Source organism: Paraburkholderia sp. GAS32, from assembly GCF_050434225.1.
Classification (GTDB): Bacteria; Pseudomonadota; Gammaproteobacteria; order Burkholderiales; family Burkholderiaceae; genus Paraburkholderia; species Paraburkholderia madseniana.
On record NZ_JBNPVS010000045.1, the window covers coordinates 43,795 to 59,574 of the forward strand.

The 15,780-nt window shown below is 58.2% G+C and carries 16 protein-coding genes; 10 read left to right on the top strand and 6 right to left on the bottom strand.

Annotation, left to right across the window (positions count from 1 at the left end; translation table 11 throughout):
• Positions 1-19: 19 nt before the first annotated feature.
• The 6 genes from P3T25_RS37635 to P3T25_RS37660 all read right to left on the bottom strand — a co-directional run bounded on the left by P3T25_RS37635 (position 20) and on the right by P3T25_RS37660 (position 5,545).
• Complete coding sequence (locus tag P3T25_RS37635; RefSeq protein ID WP_429362128.1) at positions 20-1,204, bottom strand: thiolase family protein; 1,185 nt, start codon at positions 1,202-1,204, stop codon at positions 20-22.
• A 5-nt stretch (positions 1,205-1,209) separates the two neighbouring features.
• A complete protein-coding gene (locus tag P3T25_RS37640; protein WP_429362130.1) occupies positions 1,210-1,899 on the bottom strand; it encodes a TetR/AcrR family transcriptional regulator in 690 nt (229 codons plus the stop codon).
• Positions 1,900-1,986: 87 nt separating this feature from the next.
• Positions 1,987-2,211, bottom strand: coding sequence for a ferredoxin (locus P3T25_RS37645; RefSeq protein WP_429362132.1), 225 nt, complete (start codon positions 2,209-2,211; stop codon positions 1,987-1,989).
• A 45-nt stretch (positions 2,212-2,256) separates the two neighbouring features.
• Entirely contained in the window at positions 2,257-2,577 is a 321-nt protein-coding gene (locus tag P3T25_RS37650) for a 2Fe-2S iron-sulfur cluster-binding protein (RefSeq protein WP_429362134.1), read from the bottom strand.
• 21 nt (positions 2,578-2,598) lie between these two features.
• The gene (locus P3T25_RS37655; RefSeq protein WP_429362136.1) at positions 2,599-3,867 is read right to left on the bottom strand and encodes an NAD(P)/FAD-dependent oxidoreductase; all 1,269 of its coding nucleotides are present in this window, start codon (positions 3,865-3,867) and stop codon (positions 2,599-2,601) included.
• Between the two features lie 55 nt (positions 3,868-3,922).
• A complete protein-coding gene (locus tag P3T25_RS37660; RefSeq protein WP_429362138.1) occupies positions 3,923-5,545 on the bottom strand; it encodes an AMP-binding protein in 1,623 nt (540 codons plus the stop codon).
• A gap of 241 nt (positions 5,546-5,786) precedes the next feature.
• Between P3T25_RS37660 and P3T25_RS37665 the strand changes: the two genes are divergently transcribed.
• From P3T25_RS37665 to P3T25_RS37710, 10 genes are all read left to right on the top strand, one after another.
• A complete protein-coding gene (locus P3T25_RS37665) occupies positions 5,787-7,154 on the top strand; it encodes an amidohydrolase family protein (RefSeq protein WP_429362140.1) in 1,368 nt (455 codons plus the stop codon).
• A 206-nt stretch (positions 7,155-7,360) separates the two neighbouring features.
• Entirely contained in the window at positions 7,361-8,764 is a 1,404-nt protein-coding gene (locus tag P3T25_RS37670) for an aldehyde dehydrogenase family protein (RefSeq protein ID WP_429362142.1), read from the top strand.
• A 109-nt stretch (positions 8,765-8,873) separates the two neighbouring features.
• Entirely contained in the window at positions 8,874-9,740 is an 867-nt protein-coding gene (locus P3T25_RS37675; protein WP_429362144.1) for an SDR family NAD(P)-dependent oxidoreductase, read from the top strand.
• A gap of 15 nt (positions 9,741-9,755) precedes the next feature.
• Positions 9,756-10,607 carry a MaoC/PaaZ C-terminal domain-containing protein gene (locus tag P3T25_RS37680; protein ID WP_429362146.1) on the top strand — a complete coding sequence of 284 codons (852 nt, stop codon included), beginning with the start codon at positions 9,756-9,758 and terminating at the stop codon, positions 10,605-10,607.
• A gap of 183 nt (positions 10,608-10,790) precedes the next feature.
• Positions 10,791-11,054: a Zn-ribbon domain-containing OB-fold protein gene (locus P3T25_RS37685; RefSeq protein ID WP_429362148.1), complete on the top strand. Its 264-nt coding sequence runs from the start codon at positions 10,791-10,793 to the stop codon at positions 11,052-11,054.
• 10 nt (positions 11,055-11,064) lie between these two features.
• Positions 11,065-12,204 carry a thiolase family protein gene (locus tag P3T25_RS37690; RefSeq protein WP_429362150.1) on the top strand — a complete coding sequence of 380 codons (1,140 nt, stop codon included), beginning with the start codon at positions 11,065-11,067 and terminating at the stop codon, positions 12,202-12,204.
• An 11-nt stretch (positions 12,205-12,215) separates the two neighbouring features.
• Positions 12,216-13,055, top strand: a complete 840-nt coding sequence (locus tag P3T25_RS37695) for an enoyl-CoA hydratase-related protein (RefSeq protein ID WP_429362152.1) — start codon at positions 12,216-12,218, stop codon at positions 13,053-13,055.
• Positions 13,052-13,921 (top strand): MaoC/PaaZ C-terminal domain-containing protein, encoded by an 870-nt coding sequence (locus P3T25_RS37700; protein WP_429362154.1) that lies wholly within the window; start codon positions 13,052-13,054, stop codon positions 13,919-13,921. The genes P3T25_RS37695 and P3T25_RS37700 overlap by 4 nt, the downstream gene beginning before the upstream one ends.
• A gap of 35 nt (positions 13,922-13,956) precedes the next feature.
• A complete protein-coding gene (locus P3T25_RS37705; RefSeq protein WP_429362194.1) occupies positions 13,957-14,853 on the top strand; it encodes an SDR family NAD(P)-dependent oxidoreductase in 897 nt (298 codons plus the stop codon).
• 103 nt (positions 14,854-14,956) lie between these two features.
• Positions 14,957-15,721, top strand: coding sequence for an SDR family oxidoreductase (locus P3T25_RS37710; protein ID WP_429362156.1), 765 nt, complete (start codon positions 14,957-14,959; stop codon positions 15,719-15,721).
• Positions 15,722-15,780 lie beyond the last annotated feature (59 nt).

Sequence of the window (15,780 nt, forward strand, 5' to 3'; positions counted from 1 at the left end):
GGCGTAACACGCCATGCCACTATTGCCGGGTGAGTAGCAAGCAACCGGCAAGTGGGCCGCCTCCGGCTGCGGCCAACCCAACTTCAGGATTTCCCTGCACCTGTCTATCCCCGCCTTCTCCCCAGAGCTGGATGCAGGTTTCCCATAGCAGCCCGAAGCCGTGGAGCCGTCCTGCGGAAAGCTGGCCCCCTCCGGTGTTGAGGGGCAGTTTCCCGTCACGGGAGATCCGATCACCGCCTTCGACAAAGGCACCGCTCTCGCCCTTTCTGCAGAATCCGAGTGCTTCGAGCCAGATCAGTGTCAGGATGCTAAATCCGTCATACAGATTTGCGATCTGAACGTCGTTCGGCTTCAGCGTGGTACGTGTCCACAACTCGCGACCTGCGTCATTAGCTGCCATGCTGGTCAGATCCTCGAACTGGTCCCACGAGTTGCGCCCGTATAGGGCGCCGCTCATCGCCTCAATCCGTAACGGCGGTTTTCGCAGTGCCCGGGCCGCTTCGAGTGCTGAGACAATCACGACCGTTGCACCATCAATTGGCGCATCGCAGTCGTAGAGGCAGAGTGGCTCGGAGATCATTCTGGCACCCAGATAATCGTCCAGACTCATTGGATCGCGGTACAGCGCCTGCGGATTGAGCATCGCATTGCGGCGCCCATTGATGGCGATCGCTCCAAGTTGCTCGCGCGTCGTGCCGTATTCATGCATGTGGCGCATTGCGACAAGAGCGAGCGGGTGCGCTGCGGATAGTCCATTGAAAGGCCGGATCCACGACATCAGACCGTCAACCCGCGCGGCTTGCGTTGCCTCATGTTTTTTGTGGCCTCGCGCCTTAACCTGTTCGGAATACTGGCTAAGTGTCCGGAAGCAGATAACGTGGCGAGCCTGTCCAGTGGCGACGGCCATGGCGGCATTCATGACCGCGCTGAGCTGGCCTGGCGCCTCAGGGGAGGCTGCAAACCAGTTCAGTTTGAGATCCAGCGATTCCTTGATTTCGCGCAGCGTCACCGGCGCCATCCCCGGTGTCGACGAGATGCCGGGCCACGAACTGAGGCCGTCAATATCACCATAGTCGAGGCCTGCGTCGTGTAAGGCCTCGTCAATGGCGTCAAGCGTCAGTTCAAGCGCGCTGCGGCCGGTTTGTCGTCCTGCCAGCATCAACCCTACACCGCTAATCGCCGCCCGGCGTTCGAGAATGTCCATTGGACCTAAGTAGTGGATTCGTTGGCCGGAGCCAACGCGCTCGCCACCATAAAGGCAGCTGAGGCGATCAATTTCGGCCGGGAATGATGGCGCCTGAGAGGCAGCCTTGAGATTGCGCTGATTCTCTCCATCAAGGCAAGAACAGCTGAGGCTCCCGACGACGGGTCCAGTCCGTTGTTGGCCGCCGTAATGCGCGCGGCCAACAGTTCGTGAATACGAGCGACTGCATTGTGACGGGCTTCCTCAAAACGTCGGTCACCTTCGTCGGCCGCGAGATTTCGAACGCGTAGGATGGCATGATGTTGCCGGGTGAAATTGACGTATGAGTTGACCAATGCCTGTGCGTTGCCCTTCGCGTCTTCCGTCGTCCACGCCTTGCTGAGTAGCGCCTCAATTTCCGGGGTGATTTGATAGATCGTTTCGGCTACTGCCAACGCCGCGGCATCTACGTCAGAAAAATAGATGTAAAAACCCGATGATGATGTCCCTGCAAGTGCCGTGATGTCCGCCACGCTTACGTCCCGGAGGGATCGTTTTTCAAGAAGCTCAACGGTGGCTTTAAGTAACCGCTCCCGGGTCTCTGCACCTTTGCGTCCTATCGACTGCCCGTAAAGGTTACGCGGCCGTGCCGCCTTCGTGTCTTCCATTCCATTGCCGGCTGGATTCGTTGACTGACCAAGATCGGATGTTTTCATGTCGCAGTGTCCTGATGTCGCGCATTGTCTAACTATCGGTCGAATTACTGAAACCGCGTCAGTTGTAATTATATGCGTTTCAGCATTTCACGACATATTCTGTGCCGTGCCGGGCGCTTCTTCTTCGTCGAGCATTAGGGCGCGCTCAGGGCAGGCGCGGGTGCCGCGCCGGGCCAAGGCTTCCATGCCGGGAGGGACTGGCTTCGAGTCGAATGCGATATAGCCGCTTTCGTCAAGCTCAAACAGTTCTTCGGAAACGGCTGCGCAGCGGGCATGTCCGGCGCACTTGGCGCGGTCAGCAATAATTTTCATAATGTGTCTCCATCAGTTTTGCCAGATGTTGTCCGGTGGGTGCAGTCAGAACTGTGATTTCGGTAGGCGTACGACGATTCCATCGAGCTCCGGAGTGATCTTGACCTGACAGCTTAGCCGGCTACCAGGGGTAACATCGAGCAAGCCCTCGACCATGGACCTTTCGTCATCCTCGGCCACTGGCAGCAGGCCGATCCATGCTTCATCAACGAAGCAATGACAGGTCCCGCAACTGCAGCTTCCGCCGCAATCTGCGACGATGCCCGGCACGCAATGGTCAACAGCGGCCTGCATCAGGGAGCGGCCTACCTCTTCATCAACGACATGCTCCGTGCCGTTGTGTTCGATAAATTTGATGATGGGCATGGTTTTGGGGCGAAATTGACTCTAGGTTCTCGCAGTAAAAAGCGTTTGAAGCGGTACGGTTACGTCAGCAAGGGGCGAGTAGTCCGCAATCTGCGGTTGCCGGCCGACGATGCGCTTGGCAAACATGAACGCCGCAGGTGCATTTACAGCATCGGCTGCAATGATTCGCTTGTCCTTCATATAAAAAGCAATGAAGGAGTTTGATGAAGGGTCACCTCGGATCACTAGCTTATCGTACCCTTCGGAAAGTCCAACCATCTGCAGCTTCAGCTCGTACTGGTCGGACCAGAACCATGGCGGAGATTCAGCAGGACAAGGATGTCCGCAGAGCAGGGCCGCGAGGGAACGCGCCTGCTCCAGCGCGTTTGGCACTGATTCAAGTCTGATGCGCCGGCCGTACAAGGCGCTTGGGCGGCTGGAGCAGTCGCCGATGGCGAATATGTTTGGGTCGGAGGTTCGGCCGGACTCATCGACCGCGATGCCGTTTTCGATCGCAAGGCCGGCCTCTTCGGCGAGCTCGACGTTGGGAATCAGGCCGATTCCGACGATGACGAGGTCTGTTTGCAGCACGGTGCCGTCGGCGCAGACGATTGCTTTCACGGCGTCACCAGACGCATCTAGCTCGAGACGCTCGACTTGCGTCGACGTGCGGATATCTACGCCAGCGTTCCGGTGCACTCTCTCGTAGAATTCCGACAACTCAGGTGCGGTAACCCGTGCAAGTACCCGGGGTAACGCTTCAAGTACCGTCACGCGGACGCGCAGGCGATTGGCTATTGCGGCGACTTCAAGTCCGACATATCCGCCGCCGATGATTGCAAGCCGGAAGTTGGGACGCAACTGCTGCCGGATATGATCCACATCCTCGATTGTGCGAAGGTAGTGGAGATTTGACAGGCGCGGCGACTCGCTAGCGCTGCTTGGCAATAGAAGCGGGCGAGCACGTCCACCGGTCGCGAGAATGAGCTTGTCGTATTGTTCCTTCGTTCCGTCCGAGAGCGCAACCGTCCGCTCTCTCGGGTCGATATGCGTTGCCCGGACGTTGGTGTGGATTTCGATGCCAAGCTTCTCGTACGCTGCTGCAGGTCTCAGATATAATGCCTGTTGCTCCGTCTTGCCTGACAGATAGGATTTTGAAAGAGGAGGCCTTTGGTAAGGCAAGTATGCTTCCTCCCCAAGCATAAGCAGGCGGCCGCCGTATCCCAGTTGTCTCAGGGACACGGCCGCTTCGCAGGCAGCCTGGCCGGCTCCGACAATCACAGTGCTTTCGCTTTGTATCTGACTGGGCATTTTCAATCTCGATCGCGGGATGTTCTGTTTCCTTTGGCGGGCCGAAGCGATAGCGTTATCGCTTCGGGACCTGCATGCCGTTCTTCTCGCGATCCCACGTTGCCGCGGTGCAACCATCGGCGCGCAGTTCATACTTCAAGACACGGCCGACCGGATTTCTGGGGAGATCCGGTCGGAATTCGAAATAGCGCGGAATTGTGAAGTACGGCAGGCGTTCGATTGCCCAAAGGCAGATCTCCTCTTCCGTGATGAAGGCGCCTTCTTTCAGGACGATCGTCGCCTTTACATCGTCCTCGCCGGATTCGGAGAATACTGCATGCACTGCTACGTCGGCGATACTGGGGTGGGCACGCAAGCCGGTTTCAACCTCAAAGCTCGAGATGTTTTCTCCACGACGTCGAAGGTAGTCTTTCTTTCGGTCGACAAAGTAAAAATACCCGTTCTCATCAAACTTTCCAACGTCGCCACTGTGTAGCCACATGTTCCGCATGATCTTCAGTGTATCTGCGGGGCGGTTCCAGTAGCCCTCGAACATGATGTGCGGTCTTCGTGGGCGGATGACAATTTCACCCGGTGTGTTGGGAGGCAACTCGTTATCCTCGTCATCGAAGATCCGAACGTCAAAGTCTTCGTTTGCGCGACCCGACGAGCCGGGCGGGGCAGATTCGTCAGAGCGCATGCCCGTGACGACGCGCGCAGCTTCGGTGAGGCCATAGCTGTTCGACCCGGCGGTAGTTACGCCAAAACGTTCTTTCCATTTGCGCTGTAGTGGGGCCGGAAATGGCGAGCCGCGAACAGTATGCAACTGGCCAAAGCATGCCTTGGATGCTTCGGTGTCTTCTGCCTCCGCCAGGAACGTAATCATCGAACCCAGCAGGCTCACAACTGTCGCGCCGCTGCGTTGAATGTCGGGCCAGAATCGCGATACCGAAAAACGCGGAAAGATCGCTACGCGGGCACCGACAAACATGCAGGACAGAATCGAACCGCCAGTCGCGTTCATATGAAAGAGGGGGAGCGCTGTCCAGTTGCAGTCCTCGCTGCGCCGGTCTTCCATCTGTACCACCTGTCTGCCCAGGTTGCATACATAGTTGTGGCTAATCATGCATCCCTTTGACGGACCCGTTGTTCCGGCCGTATAGACAAGCATCGACAGATCGGCTGGGGCATTCACGTCGGGAAGCGGTTCGCTCGATTCGTCAAAAACTGATTCCAGTGCGGCGACCCGTAAGCGAGAGGAATGGACCAACGATCCGCGGCGTTGCAGTAACGTTGTCGCGTCGGCAAGCCCTTCCTCAATGTCGATTACCCGTCTGGCGTAGTCGTCCTCGGCAATTACAATTTTTGCACCACAGTCATTCAACTGGTGTCGCAGGAACTCCCCCTTGTAGGCAGTGTTCACGGGCACGCTGATGGCGCCGGCCTTATTAATGGCGAACCAGCTCAATACTGCCTCGACATTGTTGTCAAGGATGCTGACCACGGTGTCGCCCTTCTTGACGCCCAGCGCTATGAGACCACGAGCCAGGCGCGTGGACTCACGATCGATCTCGGCGAAGGTATGCAGCTCGCCACTGAAGTCCAAAAATATTCGGTCGCGGTACGCTGCTGCTGAACGGGCGAGCGCCGCCGTTACGGTGTCCTGTTTTCCACGGGACCAGATCTCATGCTCATCCATGTGTCGTCGTCTCAAGCTTCCCGCGTTCGATGGCTTTCGCGCCAGCCACGCGGTTGGTCTAGGGGATTTGTGAACTGCCTGGCGTACCGGCATCGTCGTTGCTAGTCGATCGTGAGATCGTCGGAGCATCTATCTGGCGGTTTGTCGATACGACATGATTCAAATAATGGACGAACTGTCAGCTTTTGTCTACCGTTGTTTCCTTGGCCAGACGTCAATGTTTACCCGCTATGAAAGATGTATGTTGACATCCAATATCGCGGTAAATAAAATGAACGAAAGTCAGTTTATGAGAATTGATGTACAACAGGAGACGCACATGGAGTTGCAAGACCTTATTCTGGTTAGTGTCGACGATCACCTGATCGAGCCGGAGGACATGTTCGAGCGCCACATTCGTGCGGCGTTCAAGGAGCGAGCGCCGAAAGTGGTGCGAGGGACGGACGGCGCGCACCATTGGGTGGTGGAGGGGCAGCGGGCTCCAGGTCTCGGGTTGAATGCTGTCGCCGGTCGACCGAAAGAGGAGTACGGGTTTGAACCGGTGTCGTTCGACCAGGTGCGCAAGGGCTGCTACGACGTCGACGCCCGCATCGAGGATATGAACGCCAATGGCGTACTCGGCTCTATCTGCTTTGGGTCGTTTCCGGGTTTTGCAGGGGCGCGTTTCCAGAAAATGCAGGACAAGGAACTGGCGTTGGCCACTATTCAGGCATACAACGACTGGCACTTCCACGACTGGTGCGGCAAGCATCCCGGCCGTTTTATCCCGCTCGGCATGCTTCCGCTGTGGGATGTGAAGCTTGCTGTGGAAGAAGTACGGCGTCTGGTAGGGCTCGGCTGTCATGCCATCACATTCCCGGACAATCCGTCTATGATCGGTCTGCCGAGCCTGCACAACGATTGCTGGGAGCCACTGTGGGCAGTATGTGAGGAAAACGCTGTGGTGATTTGCTGCCACATCGGCTCAGGCGGAAATGCGCCTTATCCGTCAGACGAATCGCCGATCGACGCGTGGATTACGTCGATGCCTATTTCGATTGCGAACGCTGCGGCCGACTGGCTATTCGCCGGCTTCTGGCGGCGCTACCCCGGCTTGCGCATGGCCCTTTCGGAGGGCGGCATTGGCTGGATCCCCTATCTGCTCGAACGCGCCGATTTCACGTACCAGCAGCATAGCGCGTGGACGCGTGCAAATTTTGGCAAGGAAAAGCCAAGCGACGTCTTTCGGCGCCATATCATCACGTGCTTCATCGATGACGAATTTGGGCTGCGCAATCGGCAAGACATTGGTATCGATATGATCACCTGGGAAGCTGACTATCCTCACTCAGACGCGACCTGGCCCAATTCTCCTGAGCATCTCTGGCAGAGCATTCGCGCACTTCCATCCACAGACATCAATAAGATCACCCACCTGAACGCGATGCGAGAGTTTAGCTACGACCCGTTTTCGATCATGGGTCGGGAGAACTGCACGGTAGGAGCATTGCGCAACCTGGCTGCAACGGTCGACACGCGACCGCTCTCGCGCGGCGGTTTGAATCCCTCGGCAGCGTCGGATAAGCCGGTGACGTCGGCCGACATCAAGAAGATCTTGTCGCACGTCTGACCGCCCGGGCCGCTGGTCCGCTGCACGGGTGTCCTGTAGGAGCGGTTGCGTGATAGTCGTAGCTGGATCCTCGACCCAGCGGAGCAGACTGCTGGCAATACCGCATAGAGAAAAGGGGAACCGCTTTGATTTTGCCATTACAGCAACCTGGCGCACTGTATATAAACGGAGAGTTCGTCCCGCCGCATGGTGGGGGCGAAGATCCCGTGCTCAATCCGGCGACAGAAGAGGTGATTGCGTTGGCGCCGTGCGGCAGCGTGGCTGATGCCGAGGCGGCCATTTCCGCTGCACGCGCCGCTTTCGACGCGGGCCCTTGGGCTGCCATGAGCGTTGGTGAGCGTGTCCGATATCTGCAAAAAATGTATGACGTACTCGAGTCGCGAGTCGCGGAGATTTGCGAGCTGATTGTGCTTGAAGCGGGGGCCGTACAGTCGAACGCAAGAGCACGCCAGTTTGATATACCGATGAAGCACTTTCGACGCTTTCTGGAACTTGTATCGCGCCAGGATGTCCGCGCGATTGCGCCGGAACTGACCCGCGGCGCAGGAGCGGGCACCGTGCTAGGCACTGCCTTCGTAGTGCGTGAACCGGTGGGCGTAGTTGCTGCCATAACGCCATACAACTATCCGTATTTCCTTAACGTGGTTAAGGTTGCTGCAGCATTGATTACCGGTAATACCGTTGTACTGAAGCCTTCGCCCTACACTCCGTTCGAAGCGCTCTTGCTGGCCGGTGCGGCGGCGGAGGCAGGGCTACCGAAAGGTGTGCTGAATGTCATCACGGGCGGCAAGGAAGCTGGGGAGAGGCTGACAACGGACGTCAGGGTCGACATGGTGACCTTTACTGGCTCTGACCAGGTGGGAGCTGAGATTGTTGCACAGAGCGCACCGACGCTGAAGCGGCTCGTCATGGAACTTGGCGGCAAATCTGCCCTGATCGTGCGTGCGGACGCGAACGTGAAAATGGCGCTCGGTCAGGCATTACGTGGTTTCACCAGCCATGCGGGGCAGGGATGCGCCATGAACACGCGAGTGCTTGTTCACAACTCGCTTCGGAAGGAATTTGTTGAGCAGCTGGCGACGATGGCCCGAGCGGTAAAGGTTGGAGATCCGCGCGCCTCTGACACCCAGATGGGACCTCTGATACGGGCCGCCGCGCGCGAGAGGGTTGAGCGTTATGTCGCGCTGGGTGTTGATACTGGAGCGAAGCTGATGGCAGGCGGCCGGCGCCCACCGGATCTCACCAGGGGCTTCTATTACGAGCCGACTTTTTTTGACAACGTCGAGAGTCAATCGGTGATTGCCCAAGACGAAATTTTCGGGCCGGTCGGAGTGGTCATTGGTTTTGACAGTGATGATGAAGCGATTCGCATCGCTAACGATTCTCGATTTGGACTTCGAGGCGGAATTATCAGCGCAGATGTGGGGCGTGCCTTCGAGATGGCTTGTGCGATTCGCACAGGCGGTGTGACGCTCAACGGCGGCGCTGGCACTCAGCTTTCGGATGGCCCTTTTGGCGGTGTCAAACGCTCGGGCTACGGCCGGGAACTCGGCGAGGACGGTCTGAATGAATTTACACAGACGAAGCTGATTGAGATTCAGGCAGGTTGAACGGCGGTGAAGAAGACGTGCGTCGTTATCTGACTGAGACGTTCGTGCGCCTTGTGAACGTTGGCGCGCACGGCGCTGATCCCGGTTTGCCAAAGGACGGAGTGACGAAATGGGTTTGCTGGACGGTAAGGTAGCGGTAGTGACCGGTGCGGGCGCCGGGCTTGGACGCGCATACGCGCAATTGCTGGCGCGTGAGGGAGCGTCCCTTGTGGTGAACGACTATGCTCAAGGGCCCGCAGAGGAAGTCGCGGCTGGTATTCGTGAAGAGGGGGGCGCGGCTGTTGCGAACGTAGCGGACGTCGGAAGCGTCGAGGGAGGAGAAAAGATTCTTCAGGATGCGCTTTCGGCCTTTGGTCGACTCGACATTCTCGTGAACAATGCGGGCATCCTGCGAGACAAGTCACTCGTGAAGATGAACGAGGCCGACTGGGATGCAGTGATCCGCGTGCATCTGAAGGGCACATACTGTGTGACACGACCCGTTTTTGGCCATATGAAGGAGTCGGGACGCGGCGGAGTGATTGTCAACACCACGTCGACCTCGGGCCTGCGGGGCAAGTTCGGACAGACCAACTACGGCTCGGCGAAAGCGGGTATCTGGGGATTCTCGAATTCGCTCGCCCAGGAAGGTCTGAAGTACGGCGTTCGAGTCTGGACAATCGCGCCCGCTGCGGCCAGCCAGCTTATCGATGGCATGGTTTCGGAAGACTACAAGAAGGTGTTCACGCCCGAGCGTGTCGCTCCTGTGCTGCTCTATATGGTTAGCGATTTGTCCGGCGACCAGACTGGCAAGACGCTTCTGGCCGGTGGCGGCTACGTCGGCGAGATCCGTATGGAGATCGGTCCGGGGATCGTCCCGCCGGAACAATTTGACGCACACGCGTTGGCCGCTGCCGTCGCCTCGGGCAAGGTCATGCTGCCGGAACGGGATCTCAACTTCGTCAATGCTTACGGACCCGCGCAGAAAAACCGCTAGGAAGGGGATCCATCCATGCCTATTCAGTACCCCGCCGTGCTCGATCTCAAAGAAGAGGGCAGGCAGTTTTCCTGGACGGAGCGGGAGACGATGCTATACGGACTAGCGATCGGCATGGGAGGCGATCCGCTTGATCGCCGGGAGTTGCCGTTCGTCTACGAAGTCGGACTATTAGCAGTACCTACATTTGCCGCCGTCGCAGCCTGGGGCGCAGGGATTTCGCCCGAGCAGATCGGAGTCGATCGAGGTAAGACGCTGCACGGCGAGGAGGGTTTGATCGTCCATAAACCGATTCCGGTGCAAGGCCGCGTGGTGGCGGATAGCCGGGTAGTTGCCGTCTACGACAAAGGGAAGGGCAAGGGTGCGGTCATCCAGCGTGAAACTGTCCTGCGCGATCCCCAAACGAAAGAACCGCTCGCAACGCTGACCCGAACCGCCTTTGCACGGGCGGATGGGGGCTTCGGCGGTCCAACAGACAGTCGAACAGGGAACGGCGGACCCGCGCGGCGACCTGACCTGACAATTGAGCTGCAGACGCGACGGGACCAGGCATTACTTTACCGTCTTTGTGGAGATCGAAATCCGCTTCATGCAGATCCCGAAGTGGCACGGGCCGCAGGCTTTGAAGTGCCAATTCTCCATGGTCTATGTACCTACGGAATGGCATGCCGGGCTGTCATGCAGGCATTCTGTGATTACGACCCTGCGCGCATTCGCGAATTCTCGGTTCGTTTTTCTGCACCTGTGTTTCCTGGCGATTTGCTTACGGTGGATCTGTGGCGCGAAGCGGATGATGTCTGGTTTGAAGTCGGCGTGCGCTCCCGGGACGTCACGGTAATCAGGAATGGCAGGGCCAAGCTCGTATAGACCCATTGAAAGAGAGAAAACCATATGGAACATAGCAGCTCTGATGTCCTGAAGCCTGCCACCTCCTACACGAGGTTGCGCGACGACGGTACAGCTTATCTGGAAGGATGTAAATGTCGGGCTTGCGGTGCACGGTTTGTTGGTGGCCGTGAGAACTGTGCACGCTGCGGAGCGCGGGGGTTTATGGAGAGCTACTCATTAAGCGAAACCGGACGTTTGTACAACTACACCATTGTTTACCGAAGTTATCCGGGTATCTCGGTACCTTTCATCTCCGCTGTGGTCGACCTTGATGACGGGACTTCCTTAAAAGGGAATCTACTGGGTGTTGAGGCCGAGGCAGATGCACTTACATTTGGAATGCCGGTAAAGATGGTATTCCGTGGTGCTGAGACGGCCAATGCAGACGCGCTTGGCTTCGTCGCCCATTTTTTTGTCCCGGCTTGAGAGGCCTGATATGTCCGACGTATATGTGGTAGGTATCGACATGATCCGGTTCGGGCGCTACCCCGACCGTACCGTCGTTCAGTTGGCTGCGGAAGCGGCGTTGGGTGCACTTGACGATTGTGGCGTTGCCATTGGAGACGTGCAGGCGCTTTATAGCGGAAACATTGGCGAAACAATGACGGGGCAGCGCACGCTGCAGTTGATTGGACAAACCGGGATCCCGGTCGTCAATTGCACCAACGCGTGCGCAACCGGGGCGACGGCGCTCCGTGAAGGGTGGACGGCCATCAAGGCGGGGCTCTACGACATCGTCCTTTGTATCGGCGTCGAGAAAATGCAACCCGGCATGATCGTCAAGAAGAAAGTGGGCAACGAGCCTCTGCCGGTCGAGGGGCTTATCGGTTCCGAAACGATGCCGGCTGTCTTTGCGATGATGGGCATGGAACACGCTCGCAAATATGGGACTACGCTTGAGCAGTTTGCGAAGGTGTCAGTGAAAAATCACCATCATTCGACATTCAATCCCAAAGCGATGTACCAAAAGGAAACTCCGCTAGAGGAAGTAATGGGTGCGGAGATGATCGCATACCCCAATACGAAGCTGATGTGCTCGGTCAATGTCGACGGCGCTGCGGCTGCGGTACTGATGTCCGCGAAGAAGGCGCGCGAGCTAGGCCTCGAGCGGAGGGCCGCGAGAGTGAGGGCGTCTGCCCTCGCGAGCGACGCGTGGTCCGAGCGCAATCTGGTGATGCAGGACGTCAATACGGTGACGCGTCTTGCTGCAAGAACGGCGTACGAAATGGCCGGTATCGGTCCAGACGAACTGCATCTCGTGGAGCTGCATGATTGTTTTGCTACGGCGGAGATTCCTCACTACGAAAACCTCGGTCTGTGTCCGGAGGGTGAAGGCGGAAGTCTGATCGATAAGGGCGAGACGGCGCTCGGAGGGCGCATTCCGGTTAATGTGTCCGGCGGACTCCTCTCCAAGGGACATCCGCTTGGTGCGACCGGCATCGCAAACATCTATGAAGTGGTGACGCAGTTGCGCGGCGAAGCTGGGCAGCGGCAGGTACAGGGCGCTCGGTTGGGGCTCACTCATGTGGTGGGGCTCGGCAGCGCCTGCGCCGTTCATATTCTCGAGAAAGTCTGAATCTAGCTGTCATGCACTACGAGTTTATCTCCGTTGCGCAGGAAGCCCGGCTTACGCTGATCACGATAAACCGTCCCGAAGTGCTCAATGCGCTGCATCCGCCAGCACATCATGAACTTGCTACGGCCTTCGATGCATTTCAGCACGACAGCAGTCAATGGGTCGCAATTGTCACCGGTGCGGGTGAACGGGCGTTCTGTGCGGGTAATGACCTCAAGTTCCGCGTTGCGGAGGGACGTCAGCGCATGCCCGGATCGGGGTTTGCCGGACTGACCGCGCGATTTGATCTTGACAAACCGGTTCTCGCGGCGGTCAACGGTTTGGCCGTTGGCGGCGGATTTGAACTCGCCCTTGCCTGCGATCTGATTGTTGCAGATGAGCGTGCGCAGTTCGCTTTACCGGAGGTCCGGGTTGGGCTAGCCGCGCTGGCGGGAGGACTGCATCGTTTGCCGCGAGAGATCGGGCTCAAGGCTGCCATGGGAATCGCTCTAACAGGTCGCCGCGTCGACGCAGCGGAGGCGAGTCGGCTCGGTTTCGTCAACGAGGTTGCCCCGGCAGGGGGCTCCGTAGACATCGCGCGCCGCTGGGCAGAGGAGATTCTTCAGGGCGGTCCATTGGCCGTGCGCGCGGCGAAGCAAACAATCCTGCGAGGACTCGACGAACGTGGGCTGAGCGAGGCGCTTAGTCTGCAAGGTCAGTATCCGGCGGTGCTCGCTATGTATGCGTCCGAGGATGCCATCGAAGGGCCGCGGGCGTTCGCAGAAAAGCGCTTTCCCCGCTGGCAGGGCGGCCAGTTGGCAGACGAAACAGCGCCGCATCATTACCCGGCAAGGAAAGGAACCCCCCCATGATCAATTATCACGTTGTGAAGTCATGGAGCTTTGAAGATGTTCGCTATCCCTACACCGCTCGCGATTCAATGCTTTATGCGCTGAGCGTTGGGATGGGCTCCGAGCCGACAAACGCCGGGCAGTTGCGCTACGTGTATGAGAAAGAGTTGCACGCAGTGCCGACGATGGCCACCGTGATGGGTGCCCCAGGTGCCTGGTGGCGCGATCCGCGTATCGGCGCGAATGCCTTGAAGCTGGTGCACGGCGAGCAATCCCTGCGAATTATCCGGCCTTTGCCGGCACAGGGGTGCCTCATCGCTAAGAACCGTGTGCACTCGCTGAGTGACAAGGGTGAGGGTCGGGGTGCAATCGGCGTTGTGCTCAGAGATCTGGTCGATTGGGAGACAGGTGTTCTGGTGGCGCAGAGCCGCAACGTGAGCTTCCTCCGCGGGGACGGCGGCTTTAGCGCATCAAGCGGAGTCTCCGATCCGCTTCCCGAACCGTTGCCAGCGATGCCCGAGGGACCTCCGGATCTCGAGATGGACATTCAAAGCCTGCCTCAGTCAGCCTTGATATACAGGTTGACCGGCGACCTGAATCCGTTGCATGCGGATCCGGACGTCGCCGCTGCGGCGGGTTTCAGCCAACCAATCCTGCATGGACTCTGCACGTACGGTATGGCATGCCACGCCGTGCTGTGTACAGCCCTGTCATATGACGCCACAAGACTACGCTCGATTTCCGTGCGTTTTACGGCGCCAGTCTATCCGGGTGAGGAGATCCTGTTCGAACTCTGGCGCGCAGACGAACGAACACTGAGACTACGCGCACGCGTGATGGCGCGCGATGTGATCGTGCTGGACAACGGTGTGGTCGAAATCGATTGATACGCAGGAACAACAGGAGACGAGCGGTGGGCAAAATGGTGGAAGGGAAGGTGGTCGTGATTACCGGCGCAGGAAGCGGCATCGGCCGCGATCTCGCAAAAGCATTCGCCGCTAACGGTGCGAAAGTTATCGTCAACGACACCGGTCGAGCGGTGGACGGAGAAGGCTTCGCAGCCGAACAGGTCGTCGCGGAAATTCGGGCTGCCGCTGGAGAAGCCGCTCCGGCAGTGGAAAGCGTGGCTAGCAACGACTCTGCACAGCGCGTCGTTCAGGCGGCGCTCGACCACTTCGGCCGGATTGACTGCGTGGTCAATAACGCAGGGATCACGCGCGATCGGTTTTTCTTCAATATGAGTGAAGAGGAATGGCAGGCCGTACTGAACGTGCATCTGAACGGCTCATTCTACGTGGCACGTGCCGCTGCGCCTTACTTCAAGAGCCAGGGGTCGGGAAGCTATGTCCATATGACATCAACGAGCGGATTGATCGGCAACCTGGGGCAAGCCAACTACGCTGCGGCAAAAATGGGCATTGTTGGCCTGTCGAAGTCGATCGCGTTGGACATGGCCAAATTCAAGGTGCGCTCAAATTGCATCTCGCCGTGGGCGTGGACTTCGATGACGGCGAATATCCCCGCCGATACGCCTGAAAACATTGCCCGGATCGAGAAGCTCAAGAAGATGGAAAGCGCGAAGATTGCGCCGCTAGCTGTGTACCTCGGGAGCGATCTGGCTGTTGACGTTTCGGGGCAAATATTCGGTGTGCGCGCGAATGAAATCTATCTCTTCAGCCAGCCGCGCATTCTTCGCACGTTGCACAGGAGCGACGGATGGACGCCCGAGACAATCGCCGAACACGCGATCCCGGCACTCGCGCCCAGCTTCTATGAGAACGTGCCATCGATGACCATCACCCCGTGGGATCCGATCTGAACTGGCTAGATTACGCACCGGCATGCTCAGAGGAGAAACCCATGCGCCAGAATGAGCGAAGCGGAATGAGAGAGACAGCCAGGTGGCTGAGCGAGGGTGACAGATGAGTACGGATCAGTCAAAGCGTTTTCATGGCAAGGTCGCCGTGGTGACCGGTTCAGCCCGCGGTCTGGGCAAGCGGATTGCGGAGGCCTTCATAAACGACGGCGGGACGGTTGCGATGCTAGGACGCAATGCCGCTGCGCTCGAGGCGACTGCTGCTGAACTAGGCGCAAATGCAGTAGCCTTTCCGACCGACATCTCCGATGCGGTAGCGGTTCGTCAAACTTTTGATGCGATACGCCAGCGCTTGGGTGCCGTTGACTTTCTCATCAACAACGCGGCTGTGGGTCATTTGCAGACGATCGAGGAGGCAGACGACCGTCTACTGCAGGAAGAAGTAGGCGCAAACCTGCTTGGCCCCATCTATTGCATTCGTGCAGTCATTCCGTTGATGAAGGCGCGGGGAGGCGGGGGTATCGTCAACGTCACGTCGGAGTCGGTGACCAGGCCTTATCCATTCCTGACGGTCTACGCTGCCACCAAAAGCGCAATGGAGACGCTGTCGGCGGGGCTGCGCACCGAATTACGGGGGCAGAGTATCCGCGTCACTGTCCTACGTTCGGGCCGGATGAGCGAAAGTGGGTTCAATCGGGACTGGCCCGAAGAGCGCCGCGCGCGCTATCGCGAGATCGTGAAGGCCGAAGGCTACCACGTGTCCTCGGGAGAGCCTATTTCGCCGCAGATCACTGCGAAGGCGGTCATGGATTTACTGGCCTTGCCGCGAGAGGCAAATATCGACCTGCTTGAACTGCGTTCGTCAGGTTAAACCGAGATCGCGCGCGATGGGTCATCCGTACAGCGGGTCTAAACGTGAACAAGAATGGC

What these genes read in the sequence shown, in the direction of transcription:
- P3T25_RS37635 (WP_429362128.1), bottom strand. Translation starts at nt 1,204, where the DNA reads ATGGACATTCTCGAACGCCGGGCGGCGATTAGCGGTGTAGGGTTGATG.
- P3T25_RS37640 (WP_429362130.1), bottom strand. Translation starts at nt 1,899, where the DNA reads ATGAAAACATCCGATCTTGGTCAGTCAACGAATCCAGCCGGCAATGGA.
- P3T25_RS37645 (WP_429362132.1), bottom strand. Translation starts at nt 2,211, where the DNA reads ATGAAAATTATTGCTGACCGCGCCAAGTGCGCCGGACATGCCCGCTGC.
- P3T25_RS37650 (WP_429362134.1), bottom strand. Translation starts at nt 2,577, where the DNA reads ATGCCCATCATCAAATTTATCGAACACAACGGCACGGAGCATGTCGTT.
- P3T25_RS37655 (WP_429362136.1), bottom strand. Translation starts at nt 3,867, where the DNA reads ATGCCCAGTCAGATACAAAGCGAAAGCACTGTGATTGTCGGAGCCGGC.
- P3T25_RS37660 (WP_429362138.1), bottom strand. Translation starts at nt 5,545, where the DNA reads ATGGATGAGCATGAGATCTGGTCCCGTGGAAAACAGGACACCGTAACG.
- P3T25_RS37665 (WP_429362140.1), top strand. Translation starts at nt 5,787, where the DNA reads ATGTTGACATCCAATATCGCGGTAAATAAAATGAACGAAAGTCAGTTT.
- P3T25_RS37675 (WP_429362144.1), top strand. Translation starts at nt 8,874, where the DNA reads ATGGGTTTGCTGGACGGTAAGGTAGCGGTAGTGACCGGTGCGGGCGCC.
- P3T25_RS37680 (WP_429362146.1), top strand. Translation starts at nt 9,756, where the DNA reads ATGCCTATTCAGTACCCCGCCGTGCTCGATCTCAAAGAAGAGGGCAGG.
- P3T25_RS37685 (WP_429362148.1), top strand. Translation starts at nt 10,791, where the DNA reads ATGGAGAGCTACTCATTAAGCGAAACCGGACGTTTGTACAACTACACC.
- P3T25_RS37690 (WP_429362150.1), top strand. Translation starts at nt 11,065, where the DNA reads ATGTCCGACGTATATGTGGTAGGTATCGACATGATCCGGTTCGGGCGC.
- P3T25_RS37695 (WP_429362152.1), top strand. Translation starts at nt 12,216, where the DNA reads ATGCACTACGAGTTTATCTCCGTTGCGCAGGAAGCCCGGCTTACGCTG.
- P3T25_RS37700 (WP_429362154.1), top strand. Translation starts at nt 13,052, where the DNA reads ATGATCAATTATCACGTTGTGAAGTCATGGAGCTTTGAAGATGTTCGC.
- P3T25_RS37705 (WP_429362194.1), top strand. Translation starts at nt 13,957, where the DNA reads ATGGTGGAAGGGAAGGTGGTCGTGATTACCGGCGCAGGAAGCGGCATC.
- P3T25_RS37710 (WP_429362156.1), top strand. Translation starts at nt 14,957, where the DNA reads ATGAGTACGGATCAGTCAAAGCGTTTTCATGGCAAGGTCGCCGTGGTG.